The sequence below is a fragment of the Mycobacterium sp. E3305 genome (assembly GCF_001666785.1).
GTDB lineage: Bacteria > Actinomycetota > Actinomycetes > Mycobacteriales > Mycobacteriaceae > Mycobacterium.
In genome coordinates, this window is the sequence record NZ_LZJA01000189.1 from 1 (window position 1) to 23713 (window position 23713).

18 protein-coding genes and 1 pseudogene are annotated in these 23713 nt (G+C 65.2%); 10 read left to right on the forward strand and 9 right to left on the reverse strand.

Going from position 1 to position 23713, the window contains the following annotated elements:
• The 4 genes from A5701_RS17605 to A5701_RS17620 form a co-directional block, all read left to right on the forward strand.
• Positions 1 to 2945: type I polyketide synthase (locus A5701_RS17605; protein WP_156670139.1), on the forward strand; the 2945-nt coding region annotated here is incomplete at its 5' end.
• 59 nt (positions 2946 to 3004) lie between these two features.
• Entirely contained in the window at positions 3005 to 3862 is an 858-nt protein-coding gene (locus A5701_RS17610; protein ID WP_067756418.1) for an ABC transporter ATP-binding protein, read from the forward strand.
• Positions 3862 to 4713 (forward strand): ABC transporter permease, encoded by an 852-nt coding sequence (locus tag A5701_RS17615; protein ID WP_067756374.1) that lies wholly within the window; start codon positions 3862 to 3864, stop codon positions 4711 to 4713. Before A5701_RS17610 ends, A5701_RS17615 begins: the two co-directional genes overlap by 1 nt.
• A 65-nt stretch (positions 4714 to 4778) precedes the next feature.
• The gene (locus tag A5701_RS17620; protein ID WP_067756377.1) at positions 4779 to 5561 is read left to right on the forward strand and encodes an SDR family oxidoreductase; all 783 of its coding nucleotides are present in this window, start codon (positions 4779 to 4781) and stop codon (positions 5559 to 5561) included.
• Here the strand turns inward: A5701_RS17620 and A5701_RS17625 are convergent.
• The 4 genes from A5701_RS17625 to A5701_RS17640 all read right to left on the reverse strand — a co-directional run bounded on the left by A5701_RS17625 (position 5554) and on the right by A5701_RS17640 (position 10851).
• Positions 5554 to 8469 carry an RND family transporter gene (locus A5701_RS17625; protein WP_067756380.1) on the reverse strand — a complete coding sequence of 972 codons (2916 nt, stop codon included), beginning with the start codon at positions 8467 to 8469 and terminating at the stop codon, positions 5554 to 5556. The two genes, A5701_RS17620 and A5701_RS17625, sit on opposite strands and share 8 nt — an antisense overlap.
• A complete protein-coding gene (locus tag A5701_RS17630) occupies positions 8466 to 8882 on the reverse strand; it encodes an MmpS family transport accessory protein (protein ID WP_067756421.1) in 417 nt (138 codons plus the stop codon). Before A5701_RS17630 ends, A5701_RS17625 begins: the two co-directional genes overlap by 4 nt.
• A 284-nt stretch (positions 8883 to 9166) precedes the next feature.
• Entirely contained in the window at positions 9167 to 9784 is a 618-nt protein-coding gene (locus A5701_RS17635; RefSeq protein ID WP_067756383.1) for a TetR/AcrR family transcriptional regulator, read from the reverse strand.
• Between the two features lie 137 nt (positions 9785 to 9921).
• A complete protein-coding gene (locus A5701_RS17640; RefSeq protein WP_067756387.1) occupies positions 9922 to 10851 on the reverse strand; it encodes an alpha/beta hydrolase in 930 nt (309 codons plus the stop codon).
• 140 nt (positions 10852 to 10991) lie between these two features.
• Here A5701_RS17640 and A5701_RS17645 point away from each other — a divergent pair, with 140 nt between their 5' ends.
• The 3 genes from A5701_RS17645 (at position 10992) to A5701_RS17655 (ending at position 14100) form a co-directional block, all read left to right on the forward strand.
• On the forward strand, positions 10992 to 12359 hold the full coding sequence (locus A5701_RS17645) for an aldehyde dehydrogenase (protein WP_369807432.1): 1368 nt from the start codon (positions 10992 to 10994) through the stop codon (positions 12357 to 12359).
• Positions 12360 to 12531: 172 nt separating this feature from the next.
• Entirely contained in the window at positions 12532 to 13539 is a 1008-nt protein-coding gene (locus A5701_RS17650) for a GTP-binding protein (protein WP_067756390.1), read from the forward strand.
• Between the two features lie 330 nt (positions 13540 to 13869).
• Positions 13870 to 14100 carry a DUF6400 family protein gene (locus A5701_RS17655; protein ID WP_231969111.1) on the forward strand — a complete coding sequence of 77 codons (231 nt, stop codon included), beginning with the start codon at positions 13870 to 13872 and terminating at the stop codon, positions 14098 to 14100.
• 1024 nt (positions 14101 to 15124) lie between these two features.
• Here A5701_RS17655 and A5701_RS17660 read toward each other — a convergent pair.
• Together A5701_RS17660 and A5701_RS28580 are read right to left on the reverse strand one after the other, a co-directional pair.
• Positions 15125 to 15814: a sensor domain-containing protein gene (locus tag A5701_RS17660; RefSeq protein WP_067756394.1), complete on the reverse strand. Its 690-nt coding sequence runs from the start codon at positions 15812 to 15814 to the stop codon at positions 15125 to 15127.
• A 233-nt stretch (positions 15815 to 16047) separates the two neighbouring features.
• A complete protein-coding gene (locus A5701_RS28580; RefSeq protein ID WP_197505006.1) occupies positions 16048 to 16410 on the reverse strand; it encodes a lipoprotein LpqH in 363 nt (120 codons plus the stop codon).
• A gap of 407 nt (positions 16411 to 16817) precedes the next feature.
• Here A5701_RS28580 and A5701_RS17670 point away from each other — a divergent pair, with 407 nt between their 5' ends.
• Together A5701_RS17670 and A5701_RS29005 are read left to right on the forward strand one after the other, a co-directional pair.
• Entirely contained in the window at positions 16818 to 18503 is a 1686-nt protein-coding gene (locus tag A5701_RS17670; protein ID WP_067756400.1) for a GMC family oxidoreductase, read from the forward strand.
• A 7-nt stretch (positions 18504 to 18510) separates the two neighbouring features.
• A pseudogene (locus tag A5701_RS29005) lies at positions 18511 to 18612 on the forward strand (twin-arginine translocation pathway); the annotation flags it as partial.
• 27 nt (positions 18613 to 18639) lie between these two features.
• On the opposite strand, the gene A5701_RS17675 reads toward A5701_RS29005, so the two are convergent.
• On the reverse strand, positions 18640 to 19248 hold the full coding sequence (locus A5701_RS17675) for an LGFP repeat-containing protein (RefSeq protein WP_067756404.1): 609 nt from the start codon (positions 19246 to 19248) through the stop codon (positions 18640 to 18642).
• 181 nt (positions 19249 to 19429) lie between these two features.
• Positions 19430 to 21475: a serine/threonine-protein kinase gene (locus A5701_RS17680; RefSeq protein WP_067756408.1), complete on the reverse strand. Its 2046-nt coding sequence runs from the start codon at positions 21473 to 21475 to the stop codon at positions 19430 to 19432.
• 534 nt (positions 21476 to 22009) lie between these two features.
• Between A5701_RS17680 and A5701_RS17685 the strand changes: the two genes are divergently transcribed.
• Positions 22010 to 23017: a GGDEF domain-containing protein gene (locus A5701_RS17685; RefSeq protein ID WP_067756412.1), complete on the forward strand. Its 1008-nt coding sequence runs from the start codon at positions 22010 to 22012 to the stop codon at positions 23015 to 23017.
• A gap of 139 nt (positions 23018 to 23156) precedes the next feature.
• On the opposite strand, the gene A5701_RS17690 is transcribed toward A5701_RS17685, so the two are convergent.
• Complete coding sequence (locus tag A5701_RS17690; RefSeq protein ID WP_067756415.1) at positions 23157 to 23402, reverse strand: hypothetical protein; 246 nt, start codon at positions 23400 to 23402, stop codon at positions 23157 to 23159.
• Positions 23403 to 23713 lie beyond the last annotated feature (311 nt).

The following is a 23713-nucleotide window of genomic DNA, read 5'->3' on the forward strand; positions in this document are numbered from 1 at the left end:
CGCTGTACCCATGGCAGTCCAAACGGTATTGGAACGAAACGCAGGAAGCCGCGGAGGACCTGCACTACAACCCGGTGCATCCCCTGCTCGGGCAACCGGTGAGCGGCGCGGTGCACCCCACCTGGGAAGCGGAGTTGAGCACCGCGATGTTGCCCTTCCTCGGGGATCACCGGGTTGAGGGCAGTGTCCTGGTACCCGGGGCGGTATTCATCGAAATGGCCCTCGCGGCCGGCGAACAAACGTATGGGTCAGCTCACCACAGCGTCGAGAACCTGACGCTGAGACGGGCTCTCGTTCTTGACGACACGTGTGACCCCATACTCAGGACGACCCTCGATCAGGACACCGGCGCCCTGGAGTTCACCGCTTTCACTGCTACCGCGGGCGGGGACCTGAAGTGGACGCTGACGGCGACGGCGCAACTCAACATACTTCCGAGATCGCCCGGACGCTGCGACAGCCCCACCGGCGCGGGCGAGTCGACAACGATCGACGGCGACGAGTTCTACGCGCGTACCCGAGCCGTGGGACTGAGCTATGGCGAAGCGTTCCAGACAATCACCGGGGCGACGGCCGGAGACGGTTGGGCGACAGCCCGGATGACCATTCCGGAAGCGCTCGCCGACGAAGTCGACCGGTACCGATTTCATCCGGCCCTCATCGACGGCGCCTTCCAGACCCTGCTCGGCGCGCCGCTTTTCGGGGGCGAGGCGAACGAAAGTCCCTACCTTCCCGTGCGGATCCGGCAAAGCGCCATATACGGCTCTGCCGGCCCAAGCATGTCCGTCCACGTGCGTGTCGTGTCGGCGACCGCCGATGAGATCGAAAGCGACATCACCGTCACAGGGGCCGACGGGCGGCCGCTCGCTGTCTTCAACGGCTTCACCGTGCAGTCACTCGCCGCGTCGTCGCACATCTCGCCCGAGCGCGTGGACAGGGGACTCTACGAGGTTCAGTGGGTCGCGCATTCCGGCGTCCACGATGAACGCGAGAACTCGATCGCCGCCGAGGGCATGTCCTGGCTCGTCTTCGTCGACGCGGCGGGCGTGGGCTCAGCGCTTGCGGAACAGATGCGCCGCAGGGGCCAGCACGTTCGCCTTGTCGAACACCGACCCGTCGAAGCGCTCACCGAAATCGACGGCGGATATGCGGTGAACCCGAGACAGCCGCGTCAGCTACATCAGCTGCTCGAAACCCACCTCGCCGCAGAGGGCAACCTCGCGGGCATCGTCGACTGCTGGCCGTTGGATATGCCCGCACATCCGGATGGCGAACCGGCGCACAACGGTGTCCCGGCCGAAACGGTCGATAGCATCGGCGTTTTCACGGTCATGCACGTCGTGAAAGCCCTCGCGGAGCGGGACACCGTCCAGCCGCGCCTGTACTTGATCACCGCGAACGCGCAACCGGCGCCGGGGACCGAGACGATCGCGGTCGAACAAGCGGTCATCTGGGGACTCGGCCGCGTCGTGGGCCACCAGGAATTGGTCAAACAATGGGGCGGGCTGGTCGACATCGACGCCGCCGACGATCACGTCGCGACTGCCGCGCGCATCTGCGACCACGTTCTCGATGACGACGCCGAAGATCAGATCGCCATCCGCGGCCACACCACGTTCGTCCCGCGCCTGCGCCCGGCCAGCAGCCTCTCGAAAGCCTTCCCGACCAGACTCGCACCCGATGCCAGCTACGTCGTCACGGGCGGAGCGGGAGCCCTCGGACGCGTCGTCGCGACGTACCTTGCCGAGCGGGGCGCGCGGCATATCGCCCTGCTGAGCCGAAGCGAACTCCCGCCAAGGAGCCGCTGGCCGTTGCTGTCCCACGACCACAAGCACCGGTCAACCGTCGAAGCGATCCGGCAGATCGAGCGCCTCGGCGCGCGAGTGACGACGGCCAGCGTGGACATCACCGACGCCGACCAGGTGCGGGCGTGGCTGGGTGACCACATCCGAGACGAGGGCCGGCCGGTTCGTGGAATCGTCCACGCCGCGGGTTCAGTCCACGACCAACTGTTGGTCAACATGACCGAAGCGGATTTCACCAAGGTGATGGCGCCCAAAGTCGCGGGTACTCGCGTGTTGCACAACGCTTTCAAGGAACAGCACCTCGACTTCTTTGTGATGTTCGGGTCCGCCGGGTCGGTCATCGCCTCACCCGGTCAGGGAAACTACGCCGCCGCCAACGCATTCCTCGACGCCTTCGCGCATCATCGACGGGCCGAGGGATTGCCGGCCACCACGATCGGTTGGGGTCCGTGGTCGGTCGGCATGGTCGAAGAGCTCAAGCTCGAAAAGATCTACGCCCAGCGGGGAATCGAGCTGATCACCCCCGCGGCGGGCGCCCGGATCCTGGATCGGCTCATCAATCAGCAGGTACCCAACGTCATCGCCATCACCGCCGATTGGACGCTGGCCCGTCGCGTCGGCCTGGTCGGGCAGTTGCCGCCGATGTTCTCCGAACTGGGCGCGGCCGAAGCCTCGCCGGCCGAAGCCGAGGGCGAGACATCCGTCCTGGATTCCCTCGCGGCATGCCCGGAAGCCGACAGGCTCGACATGGTCGCCCGCCTGGTTCGACAAATCGGCTCCGCGGTCTTCGACCTCACCCCGGCCGATATCGGGCCCGACGACGCCCTCGACGACCTCGGCCTGGACTCGATGATGGCAATGGATTTCAGGGCCCGGATCCACGCGATGTTCGCCGTCGAACTGCCGGTGCTGGAACTGCTCAGGGGCGTAAGCGTCAACGAACTGGCCGTTCGCATACTTGGCCGGCTTCAACTGGGAGGCGCAGACGCATCCCCGGTCAGCGACCCGCGTCCGGAGCGCATCGCGGCCGACGAGGTCGACCGCTTGGTAGAGCAGTTCTCTCAGGACGAACTTCGGGCACTGCTGGTCGACCTCGAAACGCAGGCCGACCAACAGGACCCGGGAGGAACGCACGCGTGAACGCTCCCGGGCGGGCACGGTCGGCGCGACACGAGCAGCCGGCCGAGAAGGCCGAGCCGATCGCGGTCAAGCACGCGGAACAGCCCCGCGCGGTGCACGTTCGAGGCTTGTCGAAGGCCTACGGGCACCGGCCCGCGGTGCGCGACGTGGATCTCGACGTCGGCTACGGCGAGATCTTCGCCATCCTGGGGCCCAACGGCGCGGGAAAGTCAACGACGATCGAAATCCTGGAGGGCCATCGACAGCGAGATGCCGGAGACGTGCGGGTGTTGGGCGAAGATCCCGGAACCGCCGGCCGCTGCTGGCGCGCCAAGATCGGCATCGTGCTGCAAGAAGTCAGCGACGCGGGGATGCTGACCGTCGCGGAAACCGTTCAGATGCTGACGAAATGCTATGGGAGGGCACGGGTTCCGGGGGAGACACTCGAACTCGTCGGGCTGACCTCGGTTGCCCACGCCCGGGTGAGGACGCTGTCAGGTGGGCAGCGCCGTCGTTTGGACGTCGCCCTCGGCATCATCGGCATGCCCGAATTGCTCTTCCTGGACGAACCGACGACCGGCTTCGATCCGGATGCCCGGCGACGATTCTGGGACCTCATCAGATTACTGGCGAGCGATGGCACGACCATCCTGTTGACCACCCACTACCTGGAGGAGGCCGCCGCCCTGGCGGACCGGGTCGCAGTCCTGGCCGACGGCAGGGTGGTGGCGGTCGACTCACCGGCAAGACTGACCGAGTACGTCAGCTCCGCCGCTACGGTCCGGTGGGTGGAGGCAGGCCGCGTCCACGTGGAGGAGACGGATCGCCCGACCGACCTGATCAGGCAGCGGTCGAAGGACGGGGCTGAATTGGCTCAGCTGACGGTCTCCCGGCCGACGCTCGAAGACGCTTATCTGCGGTTGATCGGCGAGGCGTGATGGGCATCGACCAAGCGCAGGGTTCGTCACCGCAGCGCCACCGCACGCTCGAGGCGCCGCTCCCCGGTCCGCTCCGCATCGGGGTGTCGCGCATCGTGCCCGAGCTGAAAATGTTCTACCGCCGGCCGGAGCAGTTGGTCCTCACGTTTTCGATGCCTGCCGTGATCGGCATTCTGTTGGGTTCGATCTTTTCGACGAAGATGCCGCACAGCGACACCAGCACCGGTGCCGTGCTCGCTGCGAGCATCCTCGCTTACGGAATCCTGTCCACGTCCTTCATCAATCTCGGTATCAGCGTTGCCGCCGACCGGGAGAGCGGCGCGCTGAGGCGGCTGCGGGGGACTCCGACGACCGCGTCGTCGTATTTCGTCGGAAAGATCGCCCTGGTTGCCGTCGCCAGCCTGGCCGAGGCCGTCGTGCTGTTGTCGGTGGGTGTGCTGGTCTTCAAACTCCATCTACCAACCGATGCTTTTGGGTGGTTCACCCTGACGTGGGTGTTCCTGATGGGCATCATCAGCTGCTCGTTACTGGGCATTTTCGTGAGTAATTTTGCGAGCACCGCGGTTTCGGCGGCTGTCCTGACCAACGGCCCCGGGGTCGCCTTGCAGTTCGTGTCGGGCACCTATGTTCCGCTCGTCGCGTTGCCGGCGTGGATGTTGACCCTCGGCTCTGTGTTCCCGGTGAAGTGGATGGCCCAGGGTTTCCGGTCGGTGCTCTTGCCGTCGAACATGGCCGCCTTCGAACCGGCCGGCAGCTGGGAACACTGGCCGACGTTCTTCGTATTGACCGCATGGAGCGTGGGCGGGCTGATCGCCTGCCTGACGGTTTTCCGGTGGTCGGACAAAAAATAGGCCAATGGCCATACGTTGACTCCTGTACGTATGGTGCTTAGGACCCACACGACAGGAGAATCACAGTGGCAGAACGGTTGGCCGGGAAGGTCGCGCTGATCAGCGGTGGCGCGCGGGGGATGGGGGCCTCGCACGTGCGGACGCTGGTGGCCGAGGGAGCCAAGGTGGTGTTCGGTGACATCCTCGACGACGAGGGCAAGGCGGTCGCGGCCGAGGTCGGGGACGCCGCCCGCTATCTGCACCTGGACGTGACGAAACCCGAGGACTGGGACGCCGCGGTGGCCACCGCCCTGAGCGAGTTCGGCCATCTCGACGTGCTCGTCAACAACGCGGGCATCATCAACATCGGCACGTTCGAGGACTACGCGCTCTCGGAGTGGCAGCGCATCCTCGACATCAACCTGACGGGCGTCTTCCTGGGCATCCGCGCCGTGGTGAGACCCATGAAGGAAGCCGGACGGGGGTCGATCATCAACATCTCCTCCATCGAGGGGATCGCCGGCACGATCGCCTGCCACGGTTACACCGCAACAAAATTCGCCGTCCGGGGCTTGACCAAATCGGCGGCACTCGAGTTGGGGCCCAGTGGGATTCGGGTGAACTCGATCCATCCCGGGCTCATCAAGACGCCGATGACCGAGTGGGTCCCCGAAGACATCTTCCAGACCGCATTGGGCCGGATCGCCCAGCCCGAGGAGGTCTCCAGTCTGGTGGTCTACCTGGCCAGCGACGAGTCGAGCTACTCGACCGGCTCGGAGTTCGTCGTCGACGGCGGCACCACCGCCGGCCTGGGCCACAAGGACTTCTCCGCGGTGGACACCGGCGGGCAACCGGACTGGGTTACCTGACGGGAGCGAGGATTTCGGCCTCCTCGGGTGCCTTCTCTGTGCTCGGCTTGGGCCACGGCGACGGCACCGGGCGTTGCCGCACCCGTTGCGGCCACCAGAACCACTTGCCCAGCAACGCGGCGATCGACGGCGTCATCAGCGACCGGACGATCAGGGTGTCGAACAGCAGACCCAATCCGATGGTGGTACCGACCTGACCGATGACAGTCAGCTCACTGACCGCCATCGTCATCATCGTGAAGGCGAACACCAGTCCCGCCGAGGTGACGACCGAACCCGTGCCGCCCATCGACCGGATGATTCCGGTGTTCAGGCCGGCGTAGATCTCCTCCTTGAACCGCGCCACCAACAGCAGGTTGTAGTCCGCGCCCACGGCAAGCAGGATGATGACCGACATGGCGAGCACCATCCAGTGCAGCTCGATGCCGATGAGGTGCTGCCAGATCAACACCGACAGGCCGAACGACGCCCCCAGCGAGAGCAGGACGGTGCCCACGATGACGGCCGACGCCACCACGCCCCGCGTGATGAGCAGCATGATGATGAAAATCAAGCACAGGGACGAGATTCCGGCGATCAGCAAGTCATAGGTGTTGCCGTCACTGAGATCTTTGTAGATCGACGCGGTGCCCGCGAGATAGATCTTCGAGCCCTCCAGCGGCGTGCCCTTGAGCGCTTCGTAGGCGGCCTTCTTGATGGCGCCGATGTGCGAAATGCCTTCCTGCGACATCGGATCGCCGTCATGGCTGATGATGAAGCGCACTGCATGGCCGTCGGGGGAGATGAAGTTCTTCATCCCCTTCTTGAACTCGGCGTTGTTGAAGGTCTCCGGCGGCAGGTAGAACGAGTCGTCGTTCTTGGACGCGTCGAACGCTTTACCCATCGCGTTGGAGTTCTTCTGCGCCTCGTTCTGCTGATCCTGCAGACCCTTCTGGGTCGAATACATGGTCAGCATCGTCGTTTTCATGGCCTTCATGTTTTCGATCATCGAAGGCATCAGCGCCACCATCTGGGGCATCAGCGTGTCCAGATGGTCCATGATCGGCAGCAGGCTCTCGATGTCATCGGTCATGATGTCGATGCCGTCCAGGCCGTCGAAGACCGAGCGGAGCGACCAGCAGACCGGGATGTCGTAGCAGTGCCGTTCCCAGTAGAGGTAGCTGCGGATCGGCCGGAAGAAGTCCTCGAAATCGGCCATATGCTGGCGCAATTCGTTGATGTCGATGGTCATGTCGTGCATCTTCTTGACCATCTGATGCATGTCGTTGGCCATCTGCGCGGTGATGCTCGACATCTTTTCCATGCTGTCGATGGTCGTCTGCATCATGTCGGCCTGGTGCAGCATGTCGGCCATCTGATCTTCCTGGTACTTCTGGTTCATCTGCTGGGTGACGCCCTGCATGCTGATCTGGAACGGGATCGAGGTGTGCTCGATCGGCGTGCCTTGCGGCCGGGTGATGGCTTGCACGCGGCCGATTCCGGGCACCCGGAAAACCGTCTTGGCGATCTTGTCGATCACCAGGAAGTCCGCGGAGTTGCGCAGATCGTGGTCGCTTTCGATCATCAGCACTTCGGGATTCATCCGCGCCTGGGAGAAGTGCCGATCCGCGGCCGCGTAACCCTCGTTGGCGGGCAGGTCGGCCGGCAGGTAGTTGCGGTCGTTGTAGTTGGTGCGGTACCCGGGGAGGGTGAGCAAGCCGATGAGGGCGATCCCTATCGTCACCACCAGGATCGGTCCCGGCCACCGAACCACGAGCGCGCCGATCTTGCGCCACCCGCGAATGCGTTGTGTCCGTCTGGGTTCCAGCGTCCTGCGGAAGCGGGTGGCCACCGAGATCACCGCGGGCCCGAGCGTGAGCGCCGCCGCCACGACGACCACCATGCCGATGGCCAGCGGGATGCCCAGCGTCTGGAAATAGGGCAGGTTGGTGAAGTGCAGGCAGAAGGTCGCGCCGGCGATGGTCAGACCCGAGCCGAGCACCACGTGTGCGGTGCCTTTGTACATCGTGTAGTACGCGTCTTCGCGTGACTCGCCGACCGCGCGGGCTTCCTGATATCGGCCGATCAAGAAGATCGCGTAGTCGGTGGCGGCCGCGATCGCCAACGTGACCAACAGGTTGGTGGCGAAGGTCGAGAGCCCAATGATCTTGTAGTAGCCCAGAAAAGCGACCATCCCGCGGGCGGCCGAAAGTTCGAACACGACCATCACCAGCGTGAGCAACACGGTGACCACCGACCGGTAGACCAGGAGCAGCATCCCGATGATGACCGTGAACGTGGCCGCGGTGATGAGCTGCAGGCTGCGGTCACCTGCCGTGTGCTGATCCGCCGACAGCGCGGCGGGCCCGGTGACGTACGCCTTAACTCCGTGCGGCGGGGGCAGGCTCTTGACGATGTTCTGGACGGACTCGACCGATTCGTTGGCCAGGGCTTCGCCCTGGTTGCCGGCCAGATACACCTGGACGTAGGCCGCCTTGCCGTCGTTGCTCTGGGCGCCCGCCCCGGTCAGGGGATCGCTCCACATGTCCTGCACGTGCTCGACGTGTTTGGTGTCCGCATCGAGCTTTTTGACCATTTGGTCGTAGTAGGCGTGGGCGTCGGCGCCGAGGGGATTCTGTCCCTCGAGCACGATCATCACCGAGCTGTTGGACTTGTACTCGTTGAAGATTGCGCCCATGCGCTTGGTCGCGACGACCGACTGCGCGTCGTCGGGAGTCATCTCCACCGAGCGCATCTTCCCGACCTCATCCAGCTGAGGAACGACGACATTGAGCACCGCGATGAGCGCGATCCAGCCGATGATGATGGGAACCGCGAAGGTTCGGATGATCCGCGGGATTCTTTCCCGTACCGGTTCGTCGGCCACGGGAATGGTGTCGGTGCGGGCGTCATCGAAGTGTGCGCTCATGCGGATTTCACCAAGCAGAAGGTCAGGGCGTGCACGCCGTTGGTTTGGTTCTCGGCCTTGACTTCGTCGTCGATGGTGATGCGACAGCCCAACGAATTGCCGTCGCTTTGGGCCGAGAGGTTCGGGAAGACCGATGGGGCAGTCGTGCTGAGCACCAGCGTCCACGGCAAGGGCGCACCGTCGACCCGCTTCGGGTCGGCAGACAAATCCAAATAGTTCACGTTGGCCGTGCTGGCCGTGCCGAAGACCTCGTACTTGACGACCTTCGGCTTGAACGGCTTGGAATCGTCCAGCCGTGGGCTCGTCATGATGCCCGTGTCGTGGGCTCCGAAGAACGACTTGACCCGCGCCACCGCGAAGCCACCGATGACCAGGACCGCGACGATCAGCAGCGGCAACCATGTGTTGCGCATAACCTTCGAGATCTGCACCTAGGGAATTCCCTTCCTCGTCATCCGATCGTGACGTGGTCAGTCATGCGCGACGGCTTACGGTGCGCCGCAACGGTTTCGGCGGTCGCCTCGGTCCGTACAGGTTCGATGGTCAGAGGTAGCGGTCTCACGAGAACGCCGGTCGTCGCCCCCAGTGCGACACGCGCCGTGCGACGCGGAGGCGTTCCCGAGTACCGCAGAACAGAGCATAGTACATACTGTGCATTTGTTGCACACCATGCAACGATTGCGGTCGGTGTTTCAGGTCACTTCGTGAAGATGCTGTTGACCAGCGCGGCCGCTCGCTCGACATGGGGCATCGGCGTGTCGTCGGCGTCGCCCTCGCCCCTCGACCACCGCTCGATGCCGGAGCGCACCGCCGTCAGCGCCAGCGCGGCGATCAGCGCGACGATTTCGTCGTCGGGTTGCATGCCCTGGCGGCGGGCGACGATGTCGGTCAGGTGAGTTTGAAACCGTTCCAGGTCGGCGAGGAACGCGGCCAGCACCGCCGGCGAGGTTTTGGCGAGTTCGAGCATGTGTGCTGCGTGTTCGCGGCGTGGGGGCACGTCGCGAAGATGGTGGGCGGCCAGCGTGATCAGCTCCGCCAGCACCTCCGAGTACGGGGCAGGGCCGGCGGCGACGAAATCCGCTACCAGTTCGGGGGGTATGTCGGACGGCCCGTAGGCGATCGCCGATTCTTTGTTGGGGAAGTAGTTGAAGAAGGTGCGCGTCGAGATGCCGGCTTCGGCGCAGATCTCGTCGATGGTGACCTTGTCGTAGCCGCGTTCCACCGTGAGGCGCACCGCGGCGTCGCGGATGTCCGCGCTCGTTTGGCGGCGACGGCGCTCGCGTAGACCCATCTGATTGACGACCACGGCGTCCATAGTTGCACATTCTGCACACTTTGCAGTCAAAAAGTGACGGCATTCGCCGTCCAGGCGTCTGCCGGCATCCCGTTCGCCTGCGCTGCGCTGGGCGGAAAGTGTTCGCGCACAAGCGGGTCGGCCGCTGCGCGCGCGGTTTATGCCGCGGATGGGGCGAGCGCGTCGCGAAGGTGATCGCACTGGCTCGCGAAGAATTTCACCGACACGGGCGCGTTATCCACAATCTGGTCGAAGGCGTGAAACGCGCCGGGAGCGATCTCCTCGTGCACGGGGACGCCCGCCTCCCGCAGGCGCCGCGCGTACTGCCGGCACTCCTCGTAGAAGAGGTCCAACGTTCCGACCCCGATCCACGCCGGCGGCAGTCCGGAGAGATCGTCCCGCCGCGACGGGGCGGCCTCTTTGGCGTCGGCGCCGCCGAGATACCAGCGCCACGCCAGTTGGTTGTCGGTCTCGGTCCACATGATGCGCCTCTGACCGCTGCGTTCGGCGCCGGTCCGATCGTCGAGCATGGGATACACCAGCATCTGGAAGGCGAGTTTGACGTCACCGCGGTCGTGAGCCCGTTGCGCCACCGCGGCCGCGAAGAGCCCGCCGGCGCTGGCCCCGCCGACGGCGAGCCGATCGGGGTCCACCCATGGTTGGCGTGCGAGCCACCGCAGCGCCGCGTAGCAGTCCTCGACCGGGATCGGGTACGGATGTTCGGGTGCCACGCGATGTTCCACCGCCGCGATCGCGACACCGGTGCGGTTCGACAGCTTGCGCAGGAACTTGTCGTCCTGGGCGGCGCGACCCATGATGGTCCCGCCGCCGTGGACCCACAACATGGCCGGGGCGCGGCCGGGAAGATCGACCGGACGATGCAGACGAACCGTGACGTGCTCGTCGACCGTCGCTTCCGGCACGTCCCGCAACCGGCCGGCCGTTCCGAAAAAGTTCATGATCGTCCGCTGGACTTTGAGCCCGCGCTGGAGCGCATACCCACGCGGAAGGAACCGGGCAACCTTGCGCAGACCCGGATCCACCGCCTGCGATGAGGTAAAGGCGTTGCCGGGGAACCGTTTTGCCATCGAAGCCCTCTGTTTCTTCCGCTCGCGGACACGCCGACCATACCGGATCGGCATGGCGTCCCGAGGCGTTCTTCACCGCGCTGACCAGGGATTCTTGCCGGTCGCTGATTGGTCGAGCCTGGGGCAGGGTATCCGCTGTCGTGGCTTCGACCCTTACCAAGATCATCAGCGTCCTGGATCCGCGCACCGGTGACACCGTCACCCAGGTGCCGATCACCGAGCCGGCCGACTGTGATGAAGCGGTCAGGCGTGCGGCGGCCGCCGCCGGCGACTGGGCCCGCACGTCGCCGGCCGAACGCGCCGCCGCCGTGGCGGCCGCAGCGGGCGACCTACGGGCCGCGGCTGACGAACTCGCCGAACTGAACGAGCGAGAGACCGGCAAGCTGAGCGGCGACGCGCGTGGCGGCGTGAACGCGGGCATCGACACGCTCCTTCAGTACGCCCAACTCGGACCGTTGCACCGCGGCAGCGCCCTGCAGGGCGGCTGGTCCGCAACCGATTTGATGGTGCCCCAGCCGCGCGGCGTCGTTGCGGTGATCACGCCGTGGAACGATCCCGTGGCGGTGGCGGCCGGACTGCTCGGAGCGGCCCTGGTTACCGGGAACACTGTGGTGCACAAGCCCAGCGAGCGCTGCCCGCAGACGGGCCGGCGCTTCGCCGAGCTGCTGGCGGCGCGGTTGCCCGACGGTGTCCTCGAAATCGTGGACGGTGACGGCACCGTCGGGGAACGGTTGGCGGCCGCGGAGCTGGTCGATGTCGTCGCGCACGTCGGCAGCAGTGCGACGGGCCGAGAGATCGCGCGGGCCTGCGCCGAGCGGGGCGCGAAGGCCCTGCTGGAGAACGGCGGAAACGATCCGTTGATCGTCGACGCCGACGTGGATCCGGCGTGGGCGGCGGGGCAGGCGGCGCTCGGTGCCTTCGCGAATGCCGGACAGATCTGCGTCTCGGTGGAGCGGGTCTATGTCGTGCAATCGATCGCCGACGCATTCCTCAACGCGTTGATCGACGAGGCGATCGCGTGGGCCGACCGCATCGGACCGCTGGTCGACGAGCGCCATCGCGAGCACGTGCACACGCATGTCGAGGAGGCCACCCGCGCCGGGGCCCACGTTCTGGTCGGCGGCGAGCCGCGACCCGGGCCGGGTTCGTTCTACCCGCCGACGGTGTTGACCGACTGCACGCCCGACATGCTCATCATGCGCGAGGAAACGTTCGGTCCCATCGCGCCGGTACGGGCGGTGCCCGACTTCGCCACGGCACTGGCCGAAGCCGCCGACGACCGATACGGCTTGGCCGCCACCGTGCTCACCGGCGGCATGGCGCACGCCCAGGAGGCGTGGCGCAAGCTTCCCGTGGGGACCGTCAAGATCAACGACGTCTTCGGCGGTGCGCCGGGCGGCGCCTCCGAACCCCGCCGTGCCAGCGGCGCGGGCTTCGGCTTCGGGCCCGAACTACTCGACGAGATGACCGCCATGAAGGTGGTGCACTGGTCGGCGCCCGGCGGCTGACCGGCCGATGGGCTAGGAGTCGATGTCAGTCTCGCCGCCCCGGTCGCGGCAGTAGCCGCGGCTCCTTGCTGAGCATTGTCGGCAACGCTGGACTCCGACCCGGCGGCGAGCACACCGATCAAGCTGCGCCGGTTAGCATCGGATGTCCGGACGTCGAAGTGGAGGGTGAGGCGTGGCTGCGGTACCCGTCATCGCCCTCACTGGTCATCTCGGGGCCGGCAAGACGACGTTGCTCAACCACCTGTTACGCCATCCTCGCACGCGAATAGGTGTGGTGGTCAACGACTTCGGCGACATCAACATCGACGCCGCCTTGGTCGCCGGCCAGGTCGACGAGCCAGCGTCGATCGCCGGAGGATGCATCTGTTGCCTGCCCGACGGCGGTGGGCTCGACGACGCACTCATCAAGCTCGCCAACCCGGCTCGGCGCCTCGATGCCATCGTCGTCGAGGCCAGCGGTCTGGCCGACCCAGTGGCTATCGCGCGGATCATCGGCTTCAGTGAGATCCGCGGGATTCGCCCGGGCGGGCTTGTCGACGTCGTCGACGCAGTGAACCACTTCGACACCGTCGACTGCGGCGCCCTGCCGCCGGTGCGCTACGGTGCGGCGTCGCTGATCGTCGTCAACAAGATCGACCAGGTGCCCGAGGGCGAGCGGGCGGCCATGGTGCAACGCGTCACACACCGTGCCGCGCAACGTAACCCGCGCATACATGTCGTGGCGACGACGGGTGGCCGGATAGCCCCGGAGCTACTCTTCGACGCGTCCGCCACGTCCGGCCGGGTTGGGCAGCTCTCGTTCCTGGATCTGGCGCCCGAGCATGACCATGACCACGTCCATGCCGACGCCGTCGCCGTCCGCAGCTCCGGATGCGTCGACCCCAATGCCCTGTTCGACCTTCTCGAAGATCCGCCGCCGCGGGTGTTCAGGCTGAAAGGGATCGTGGCAGTGCGCCACCGCGCGACCGTTCATGGCTATGTCGTCAATCTGGTAGGTAGCGCAATCCACATCGGGCCTGCGCCGCGGGGGGCCGTGGCCAATCGTCTTGTGGCGATCGGAATGGATCTCGACGTCGATGCTGTCCGTGCGCGGGTCGACAGCGCGCTGCAGCCGGCCCCGGGGCGGGCGTCGGCGCAGGCCCTGCGGCGGCTCGACCGCTATCGGCGCCTGAGTGCGTGAGAAACGATTCGGCTGAATTCGTTCGAGATCGTGGCCTGCGCGCGGCGGTTAAGTCGTGAATAACCCTGCGCTGCAGCAATATTCGTCACAGTGACGTATTGCCGGCGACGGACCTGGGGGACGGGGGATAGGGTCCGGGGCCCGCTTCCGGGCAGGTAGCCGCCCGACGGCCGCGTCGTCACGGCGTGGCTCGTCGGGTTCTCGGTGCCACAGTGACGGGGGCCGGGTGTGACCAACGTCAAGTGACAATAGTGACCCAGTTCATAGCCCGCGGGCCACTAATTAGGCCATCCTTACCATTCGTTTGCATACCTAATGGCTGGGAGCGCGATGGCCGACCTCGACTTTGGCTACGACCTGACCCTCGACGAGGCGCGTAGACGCAGCGCGATGCTCGAGGCGACGGGTGACGACTGGGACCCTGTCGCCGTGCTTGAAGAGGAAGAAAAGGCATACGAAATGCTGTACTCGAATCTCGATGAGGAGCAGCAGCGGGTCTACGACGAGTTGGTCCGCGCCGGCGTGTTGCCTGAACGGACGACTGCTCGTGCTACCGATTGATCCGACGGCCGACCGTGGCCGGCGTGCATGGTTGCCGTGTCCGCGCTGCGATCACCGCGCCAGATGTGGCGATTGTCGAAGCACCCGCAACTGCGATACGCACTGGCAGTACCTCCTGAGTAACAGGGGCACGCTGGTGCATCTGCAGTGCTCGGATTGCGGCCATCTCTGGTCGACCGACACGCATCGCAGCGCGGCCCCCAGGCGCTGGCGACACAATTCGAACTGACCTCCCGGCCAGGGCTCTGGGGTGGGACGGGGTAATTCGTCACGGTGACGCATTGGTCAGGTCCTTGGCGGGGAAGCGGAGATCGGCGGGCGTCGCTTGTTGGCGTGCGAAGCCGGTCGCCGAATGTTCGTGCCATCGAGCGTGCACCCATGGCGGCGCTTGTCGGCGTGTCGCCGCCGTGAGCGCACGCTCGAAGCCCTGACCGCACACTCGATGCCGCGGGGTGCGCCGCCGGCTGTCGACGTCTCACCGGTGAGCGGTTCGTGGGCCAGATCTCGCGAAGGCGGCCCATTTCTGAAAACCGCCTCGCAGGCTTCGTGCCGGTAAGTGACGCAATACCGCTGAGCCGCATAGACTTTCGTCACGGTGACGTTTTGGGGCTGGGTAGGCGGAAAGCCGGATCGGGGGTGCCGGCCACTTAATTGCCACTTAACTGCCGCATCCCAGCGCTCATTTGGGTGTGCGCCTATGGTGGCGCCGATCGGCGTGTCGCCGCCGTGGGCGCACACTCGATGCCCTGAACGCACACTCGATGACGCGGCCGAGGGTACCGGCGGTTGGCGCGATAGCCGGCTCGACCGGGTAATTGCAGGTCGGGGCCCGCGAAGGCGGCTCTCGTCCGCGACCGGGCTATACCCGTTGTGCCGATAAGCGACATTATGTCAAGTTACGCCTGGGATTCGTTATCCTCTCCTGTATCAGCTCATTTCGCGGTTAGTGGGCGGTTAGTGGATCGAGGCGTCGACAACTTTCCCGACGTTTGTCGACGCTCTCCGACCGCTCGGTTGTCGAAGCTTAAGAAATCTTCTTCGCGATATGCTCTGCGATCTGCGCACCCCGGTCGCCGACATTGTCGGCGCAGGCGCTTACATCGATCACCACGTTGTTGGAAGCCGTCAACGCGCGTTGGCACGCCCAAACTCCTCCACCGTCTTCTTGGACCCTCGTTATAGTCAAGACGCCCTCCTCGGCGCGGGCCTTACTCAGCGTCCAGTAGTGCGCCGTGGGGTCTCCCGGGTCGTGGAGATCGACGCGCCGGTCATCGCAGTTCGCCCAGCCCGTGACCTGGCTGGCGTAGAAGTCATGGGCGGCCAAGCCTCCCGGGAACGACACCACCGCCTGGTATGCCACATGATCGGCGTTGTCGCGTCGGTCCTTCAGCTTCTGCACGCGCACAGCCGTCCAGCCGCTGCCTTGGTACGAGTAATCCTGTGCCTCGGCCCAGACCAAACATCCATCAGCGAGAGGCTGATTCGTGTACATGGTGTCGCCGGTGTCGACCACCTCCATGTGGGCGGCCATGATCGAGCCAATTTCGGTCGGGCTGAGCAGCAATCCGGACAGGGCACCGGGTGGCAGCGGTTGAGGAGCATGACCCATGGTCGGAGCCGCTACCACTGTCCCGCTGACGGTCACCGTGCACCCGGCTGTCAGCGCGGACAGCGCCACAATTGCGAGCGCATGGCTGCCTGTCGGCGCGCTCATTCCCCTCGTTCTTCGCATCGTCCCCCTAGCCGCCAAACTGATCAGTCGTCACCAAGTGCGAAGCCACTCCCTGTGCTTCTGGGTCATCGCCTGAATCGACATTGTGCCCACGCTATCGTGGCTGCTGTCATTTGGTTAGCCGGTCGCCCGGACCTCCTGGACGGACGGCCGTGGCGCACAGTCGATCCCAAGTCGTCGCTGGACGGGCCGGTAACGCGCCGAGGCGAGGATGCTCAACGCGGGCAGGTTGCTCTAAACGTGAAATCACTGAGCTTGGTGTAATCGTGAAGCTGTTTGATCTTGCCAGTCACGGTGTAATTGTCACCGTCTCGCGTCAGCGTTGGTGGCGGTGCTCCTCCGGTCGATGTCGGCTCCCAGAAGTAGGCGATACCACCGGCGCTGAAGTCCAAAGTTTCAAGCTTGCCGCCCGCGGCATCGACGGTGACACCTTCACCGGACTGCGTTTTGGCCGTGACGATCACCGCGCCGCCCATATCGCGGCATTGGACGTCATGCAGCGGGAGAGCTTTGCCGGCCAACGTCAATGAGTCGCTATGTGTCGCAGAGGCATCGGTTGACGTGGTGGTTGACTTCACCGAGGCAGCCGTTACCGATGGATGGCTGCAGGCCGTTGTTGGGATGCTAGCGACAAGGAGCAGAATCGCGGCTGTAGCTCCACTGGAGGACGTTGATCTGGGCAATGGCGAGTTGTCCTCTGCAGGATTGACAAGTGAACTGCGCACCGAGATTCGGCACTGAAAAAGAATCCGGCCGGTGCCTCGGCGGCTGCCGTCGCACATGCCAATCGTATCCAAACACCCCCTGCTAACTTGCGGCGACAGCAGGCTGCGCCAGACTGGAGGGCTCGCAGTAAAGCTACGCGTACTGCCCTGCCGTCAACGGTTCTCGCTCATCAGTCACGGCCAATCATTCCTCGACGGGATGTGGTGGTCATCGCGCACACTAGGACTCGTATCCGACGCCGTGGAGGACCGATACCGGAATGAACCCGGTGGCCGAATTCGACTTCATCATCGTGGGAGCAGGCAGCGCCGGCTGCCTGCTTGCCAATCGACTCAGCGCCAACCCTGATCGCCGTGTCCTCCTGATAGAGGCCGGCGGCCAAGACGACTGGTTCTGGATCAAGGTGCCGGTGGGCTACCTGTACACCATCGCCAATCCCCGCACCGACTGGTGCTTTACGACCGAGCCCGACCCTGGCCTGGCCGGCCGCAGCATTCACTACGCACGCGGCCGCGTGATCGGCGGTTGCTCGTCGATCAACGCGATGATCCACATGCGCGGACAGGCAAGTGACTACGAGCTCTGGGCACAGGCCACCGGTGACGAGCGCTGGCTCTGGGGTGGCCCGGACAGTCCCGGCGAGACACTGGCGATCTACAGGGAGTTGGAAAACTACTACGGCGGAGCCGACGACTGGCACGGCGCCGGTGGTGAGATCCGCGTCGAGCTACCGCGGGTGCGCTGGAAGATCCTGGACGCCTGGCAGGCCGCCGCCGCCCAGGTGGGCATCTCCCCGATCGATGAATTCAACCAGGGCGACAACGCCGGCTGTGCGTACTTTCACGTCAACCAACGGCGCGGCCGTCGCTGGTCGATGGCCGATGCCTTCTTGCATCCCATCGCCCACCGGCCGAATCTCACCGTCTACACGCAGACCCAGGCCTTGCGGCTTCTGATGGAAGATCAGGTCCTCGAGGATCAGCGCCGGGGCGCCTGGACCACGGCCCGGCACCGCATCGCCGGTGTGCGGTTGCTCAAAGGCGGCCACATTGTCGACGTCCGAGCCCGGAACGAGGTGATCCTGAGCGCCGGAGCGATTGGCTCGCCGCATCTGATGCAGGTCTCGGGTCTCGGCCCGGCCGGCCTGCTCGCCCAGCATCAAGTGCCGGTGGCCGTCGATCTGCCAGGAGTGGGCGAAAACCTCCAAGACCACTTGCAGCTTCGAACGATCTACCGGGTCCAGGGCGCCCCGACCGTCAACACCCTGTACAGGAACTGGATCACCCGTGCGGGCATGGGGCTTCAATACCTGCTGTTGCGGTCGGGGCCGATGACGATGCCGCCTTCCACCCTGGGGGCTTTCGCCAAGAGCGACCCCGCGCTGGGAAGTGCCGATCTGGAGTGGCATGTGCAGCCCTTGTCGTTGCCGAAGTTCGGCGAACCCCTGCACCCCTTCGGCGCGATCACTCCCTCGGTCTGCAATCTGCGACCCACTTCGCGAGGCCATGTGCGGATGGCCAGTGCAGATCCCCTGACCTATCCGAAGATCTTCTGCAACTACCTGTCGACCGACGTTGATCGTCAAATCGCCGTGCGGGGCCTTCGGATGACCCGGCAGATCATGGCGGCGCCAGCTCTGGCCCGCTACCGCCCGCAGGAGTTGCTTCCCGGCCCGCAGCTGGTGAGCGACGAAGACCTGCAGAATGCGGCCGGTGAACTCGGCACGACTATTTTCCACCCGGTGGGCACCTGCGCGATGGGAGCCTTTGACGCGCACGGTCGGCCACGGGCGCCCGCCGCGGTGCTCGATACCGACTGCCGTGTGTATCGCGTCGCAGGCCTTCGGGTGGTCGATGCCTCGGCTATACCCACCATCATTTCCGGCAACACCAACGCGCCGGTCATGCTCATCGCCGAGCGCGCAGCGCGGGCGATTGTGGGATAAGTCGGCCACTCCAGGGCCGAAGGTCGGCGGACTCGAAGTCGACACCAACGACGTCCTGGCCCCCGATTGCGGCCAGTGGAACCTCGACCATGCGAGTCATCCAAATGGCGGGCCAGGGCGCTCCCCGCAATTCGAGCTAGAGCCCGGACGGGACGACCTTGTCGTTCACCGTCACCGCGACCTGGCCGGTCGTCGGGTTGTACTCGATCTTGCCGTGCTCGAAGGTCGACACCTGCAGGTCGCCCAAGGCGTTCACGTCGCTGGTGGGCGAGCCCAGCGGACCTGCCGAACCGTTAGTGCCGGTGACCGCAGGCGTGCCGTCCGGGCCACGTGGGACATTCCAGGCCTCCCGGATCTTGCCCACGATGATGTACGCGGGTGTGCCCGCCGCGCCGTTCCTGGCGGTGATCGCGCCGCCCTGGAATTGCTGGAACACCACGCCGCTGTCCCGAGTCCCCGCGTTGCGGTCACCCGTCAGCGGCTTGCCGAGTGCCTTCTTCTGATCCTCGGTTGCCGACGAGTACTTGACCGCGATCGGGCCGGTCAGAGTCACCTCGACGTCGCGCTCCCCTATCAGCTTCACCTCGGTGGGCGGCGCCGGGGCTTTCGAGGTGGAGGTGGCGCTCACCCCGACCTGAGGCGGCGCCGACGCGTCGACGCTCTTGCCATTGCTGCAGCCCTCAGCAATCAGCGCGACGGCGGCCAGGCCGACGATTGCCGCGTGGCGATTTGCGATCGTTCTCATAGGCTTCCTCTCGCGTCTTCGTGTGGTGGGTCAAGTTGCGGCTGACCTTTTCGCCCGGACGTGCCTTCAAAACCGAATCACTTGACTGCGCAGGCGATCGCCCGAACGAACTTACAACGCCGTCATAGACGGCAAGCCAGAGCACCGAGTAAAGATCCACCGGTGCGCGATGGCCCCGACGTCAGCGCTTGATCACTGTCAACGAGCCATGGTCAAGGTCGCTGGTGACGTAGGCGAAGTGCGTGTTTGGGTCGACCGCGATGGCGAGCGGATTGTTTCCGACGGCAAGGATTCCGGTGACGATGCGTTTGGTGGTGTCGACCACCGACACGGACCCACCGCTGTAGTTGGCCACGTAAGCGGTGTTCGTCGGGGGGTCCACTGCGACCCCCGCGGGGCGTTGCCCGACAGGCACACTAGCGGTGACGCTCAGGCTGTTGGTGTCGACGAAGGACACCGATGCATCGTCGCCGCTGGCGATATAGGCGGTGTGCGATGCGGTGTCGATGGCGATGCCGGCCGGGTGGACGCGAAGCGCAACGGTACCGATGACAGTTCGGTTCGTGGTATCGACAACCGTCACCGCGGGATCGGCAGTGGTGACAAACAAGCGGTGCGCGGTCCGATCGATGGCTACCCGGCTTGGACCTTTTCCGGTAGGCACCGTCGCGGTCACGGTATGCGTTGTCACGTCGATCACCGACACCGATGCGCTATCACCGTTAGTGACATAGGCGATCCGGGCATCCGGGTCGACCACTACCCCGCCGGGGTGGCTCCCGACACCGATTCTGGCGATGACCGTGCCGTTGGTGGTGTCGATGACCGACACCGAGGAGTCGTCGTAGTTGGTGACGTAGACGGTCCGGGTCGACGGATCCACGGCCACGCCCACCGGGTGGCGTCCTACCGCGATGGTGGCTGTGACCGTACGACTGCCGGTATCGACCAGCGACACGGAGTTGGAACCGGTGTTTGCGACATAGGCGGTGTGTCCGGCGGAGTCGACCGCGACTCCAAACGCGCCATTGCCTACCCGTACCGAGGTGGCGACCGTGGGTGGACCACTCGGCACTGCGATGACCCCCGAACTGGGCGTGCCTCCCCCGCTCGGCGGCGCGGCCGCCGCCGCAGATCCCGTCGTCTGCGAAGATCCCGCCGTTGATGTAGGAGATCCGTGCGTTGAAGTATGTGTGCGCAGAAAGTATAGGCTCGCGGCCCCCAACGCCATGACCACTCCAATCACCGCGGCGGCGACCACCCAAGATCGCTTGGCGCGCTTGCGGTTCCCGGTTATCTCCTGCTGCGGACCGGGGTGCAATGGCTTCCGCCCTTGCCGTGTTGGCTCACTCGGCCATGAGGCCACTCGAGTGGGGACAGTGGCGGTGTGTGACTGCGCGCTCGGGTCCGGACGGCGTAGCGGCACCGTGATCGCATCGCGCGCGGCTCGTGCCATGTCAACCGGGGTGGCGTAGCGCTGGGCAGGGTCTTTGGCCATGCCGGTGGCGATGACCGCGTCGAATGCCGGCGGCGCGCCGGAGTCAGAAGGGCGCGGCGGCGGCGCCGACAGATGCCCTGCCAACTGTTGCTCGATGCTGTCGCCCGGAAACGGGGCGCCTCCCGTCAAGCATTCGTAGAGCACGCAAGCAAGCGCGTAGATGTCCGAGCGTGCATCGGCCTCACCGACTTTGAAGCGCTCGGGTGCCATGTAGCGCAGCGTGCCCACCACCGCGTCCGTACCAGTCAGACCGGTCTCGCCGAGAACACGAGCGATCCCGAAATCGATCAGATACGCAAAGTCATTTTCATCGAGCAAGATGTTGGAGGGCTTGATGTCCCGATGCACCAATCCAATCTTGTGCGCGGCGTATACGGCGTGTGCCACCTGCTCGACGATGTGCACCGCGCGTGCCGGAGACATTGAACCGGAGGCCAGCACGGTCGCCAGGTCCCGCCCTTCGATCAGGCGCATGTCGACGAATAGCCGTCCGTCGATCTCGCCGTAGGTGTGTATTGGCACCACGTGAGGGTTGTTCAACCGTGCCGCTGAGTGGGCCTCGCGACGGAATCGCTGTTGAAACGTCTTGTCCGCAGCAAAATGCGCCGGGAGTACTTTCAGCGCGACTATCCGGTCGGTGACGGTGTCATAAGCTCGCCAGACCTCTCCCATGCCGCCCCGGCCGAGCAAATTGATTAATCGGTACCGGCCGAACGGGGTCCCGTCCATGGAAACCTCCCGACGCAGCAATTCAGCAACACCATAGTCCCACTGCTGACACGGTTTGGGGAAAGTCCCGCAACGGCCGATTCCGGACCAAATCGCTGCTAACCCGTTGTCAAGATCGAACCCGCGGCGACGCCAATCACGGCCACAGGGGCCACCGAAATCATCGTGATCGCCGCGTTGCACGAGCTCTTCTTCCGGTCTGTTGGCCGCACCGGTAGCGCGTGAAGCCAACTTCGGTGTGGGCGACGGTGAACACTGACCGGCACGCCGCAATCTCAATCGCCTTTTGCCAAGCGGCCTCGCCGTTACGGTTATTTCCCGGGAATTACGCTGTTAATCGGCGGCCCGCCGTTTCGGAGATCTAGCGGCTTCATTGAGCGTGTCGCGGCATGCTTTAGTAGCGTTAACCCGCAAACGAGCGCTCGCCAAATGGCGATGTCAGTAATTGGCCGAGCGTCAGCACATGACCGGGAGATTGACCGGATGGGTCTAAGCCTCCGAGGCCCAGGCGGCCGTAGGGCAGGCCGATACCGGTTGCGGTTGCGTGCTGACGCGGGCAGCGGCTTTTACGGCAAGCATCAGGTTCGGCTGCTGCGAATCTATTTGGGCGCCACCACGTTCCTCTACACCTGGGGTGTTGTGTTCAGCACCTTCATCCGAATCCATCCCGGGCTGAAGCCGGGGAACCCGACCGGAGGCATCGCGGCGGTCGTGCTCGGCGCCGCGGCGTTGGCGTGGTTGGCCGTCCGGCCCGACAAACCCGGACCGGCGACGGCCGTGGCGATCGTCGCCACACCCATGGTGATGGCCTTCCACGTCGCGATCGTCGCCGAGTTCGTCTGCCTGATCGCCCCGATGTTTCTGGCGATGTACCTCCGCGGGTTCTACTCGCCGCGCCGGGGCGCGCTGCTGGTCGGCGCGCTTACCGTGGCGTGTGTCGTCGCGCTTGCGCTCGCGCCCATGCCCAAGTTGTACATCGACTACCTCATCTTCGTGATCGCGATTGTCGGCGCCGCCGAGTCATTCGGCCTGTTGACGCGGACCTTGGTCGCCGCGGCGTGCACCGACCCGCTCACCGGACTGCTCAACCGTGCCGGCTGGGAGATTGCCACCGCCGACTTGCTGGCGCGGTCCCGTTCGACCGCGTCCACCGTCACGGTCGTCGCGCTGGACATCGACAACTTCAAACAGATCAACGACACCGACGGACATGTCGCCGGCGATCGGCACCTGATAAGTCGCGCGGATATCTGGCGAGAAGTGGCCCCCGCGCACGCCGTTCTGGCCAGGTTCGGCGGCGACGAGTTCGCGGTGTGTATCGCTGACCGCCCCGGTCGCAAGCCCACCGCGGCAGACCAATTCGTCGGCGCCGCGCGGCTATATACGCCGGGCACCAGCATCGGGACCGCGTCGGCCTCCGGCAAGGACGCCGATATCGCCACGCTGCACGCCGCCGCGGACGCCGAGCTCTATATCGCCAAGCAGAAGCGAATCTCCGAGGCCCGTGAGGCCGATGCGCACCGGCGTTATGAGTCCCGCTGAATTGCTTGTGCCGCAAGCGGGTTCGCCCGCACCGTCGGGTGCGGCGGCGGGACAGTGCTCGTCGCCGCCGCCCAACGACTCCCGCACGGGCGGGCCAAAACCAAACGAGCTGCGTGTGCTCGCCTACTCGTGGCCGCTGCTAACCCATTGTCAAGATCGCGACTGCGGCGACGGCGATCATCGCCACAAGGGCGACCAAAATCACGGTGATCGCCGCGCGCACGATCTCTTCTTCTGAGGGCCGCCAGCGCGGTTTCAATTCGGCGAGAACGGTGTCCCCTCCCCAGGGCATACCGTTGAGCCGTGCGACCGCCGAAATGACATCGTCGTGCGCGTCGAACGCGTCGTTCTCGATTGGCTCGTGCGCGGCGATTGCGATCGTCATATCAGCCCCCAGGCTCGCGGACGCCGATCGGCGTTGTTCGGGTCAAAGCTTCGGAATTCTCGTGAATTCATGATACGAGCGCGAAAATCACGATTGCGGTAACGATCCTTAACGGTCACGGCACGGAGTCGCGCTAAGCGCCAACCATGCTCGCCTGACAAGAGGCTCACGGCGGCCGCCGGCCAAATTTGGGATCGGTAGCGGCAGGCGCGCTATTTACTTCAACTGCAGAGCGCCCCGACCACGGGCCGCCCGACGGAATAGGACAGTCATGATGCGACGGATCGCGCGGTTGGCGACCACCGCCCTGC

Bases quoted from the DNA above. Each gene is read 5' to 3' on its own strand.
- A5701_RS17615 (WP_067756374.1), top strand. From the start codon at position 3,862: ATGGGCATCGACCAAGCGCAGGGTTCGTCACCGCAGCGCCACCGCACG.
- A5701_RS17625 (WP_067756380.1), bottom strand. From the start codon at position 8,469: ATGAGCGCACACTTCGATGACGCCCGCACCGACACCATTCCCGTGGCC.
- A5701_RS17630 (WP_067756421.1), bottom strand. From the start codon at position 8,882: ATGCGCAACACATGGTTGCCGCTGCTGATCGTCGCGGTCCTGGTCATC.
- A5701_RS17635 (WP_067756383.1), bottom strand. From the start codon at position 9,784: ATGGACGCCGTGGTCGTCAATCAGATGGGTCTACGCGAGCGCCGTCGC.
- A5701_RS17640 (WP_067756387.1), bottom strand. From the start codon at position 10,851: ATGGCAAAACGGTTCCCCGGCAACGCCTTTACCTCATCGCAGGCGGTG.
- A5701_RS17655 (WP_231969111.1), top strand. From the start codon at position 13,870: ATGGCCGACCTCGACTTTGGCTACGACCTGACCCTCGACGAGGCGCGT.
- A5701_RS17660 (WP_067756394.1), bottom strand. From the start codon at position 15,814: ATGAGCGCGCCGACAGGCAGCCATGCGCTCGCAATTGTGGCGCTGTCC.
- A5701_RS17670 (WP_067756400.1), top strand. From the start codon at position 16,818: ATGAACCCGGTGGCCGAATTCGACTTCATCATCGTGGGAGCAGGCAGC.
- A5701_RS17675 (WP_067756404.1), bottom strand. From the start codon at position 19,248: ATGAGAACGATCGCAAATCGCCACGCGGCAATCGTCGGCCTGGCCGCC.
- A5701_RS17680 (WP_067756408.1), bottom strand. From the start codon at position 21,475: ATGGACGGGACCCCGTTCGGCCGGTACCGATTAATCAATTTGCTCGGC.
- A5701_RS17690 (WP_067756415.1), bottom strand. From the start codon at position 23,402: ATGACGATCGCAATCGCCGCGCACGAGCCAATCGAGAACGACGCGTTC.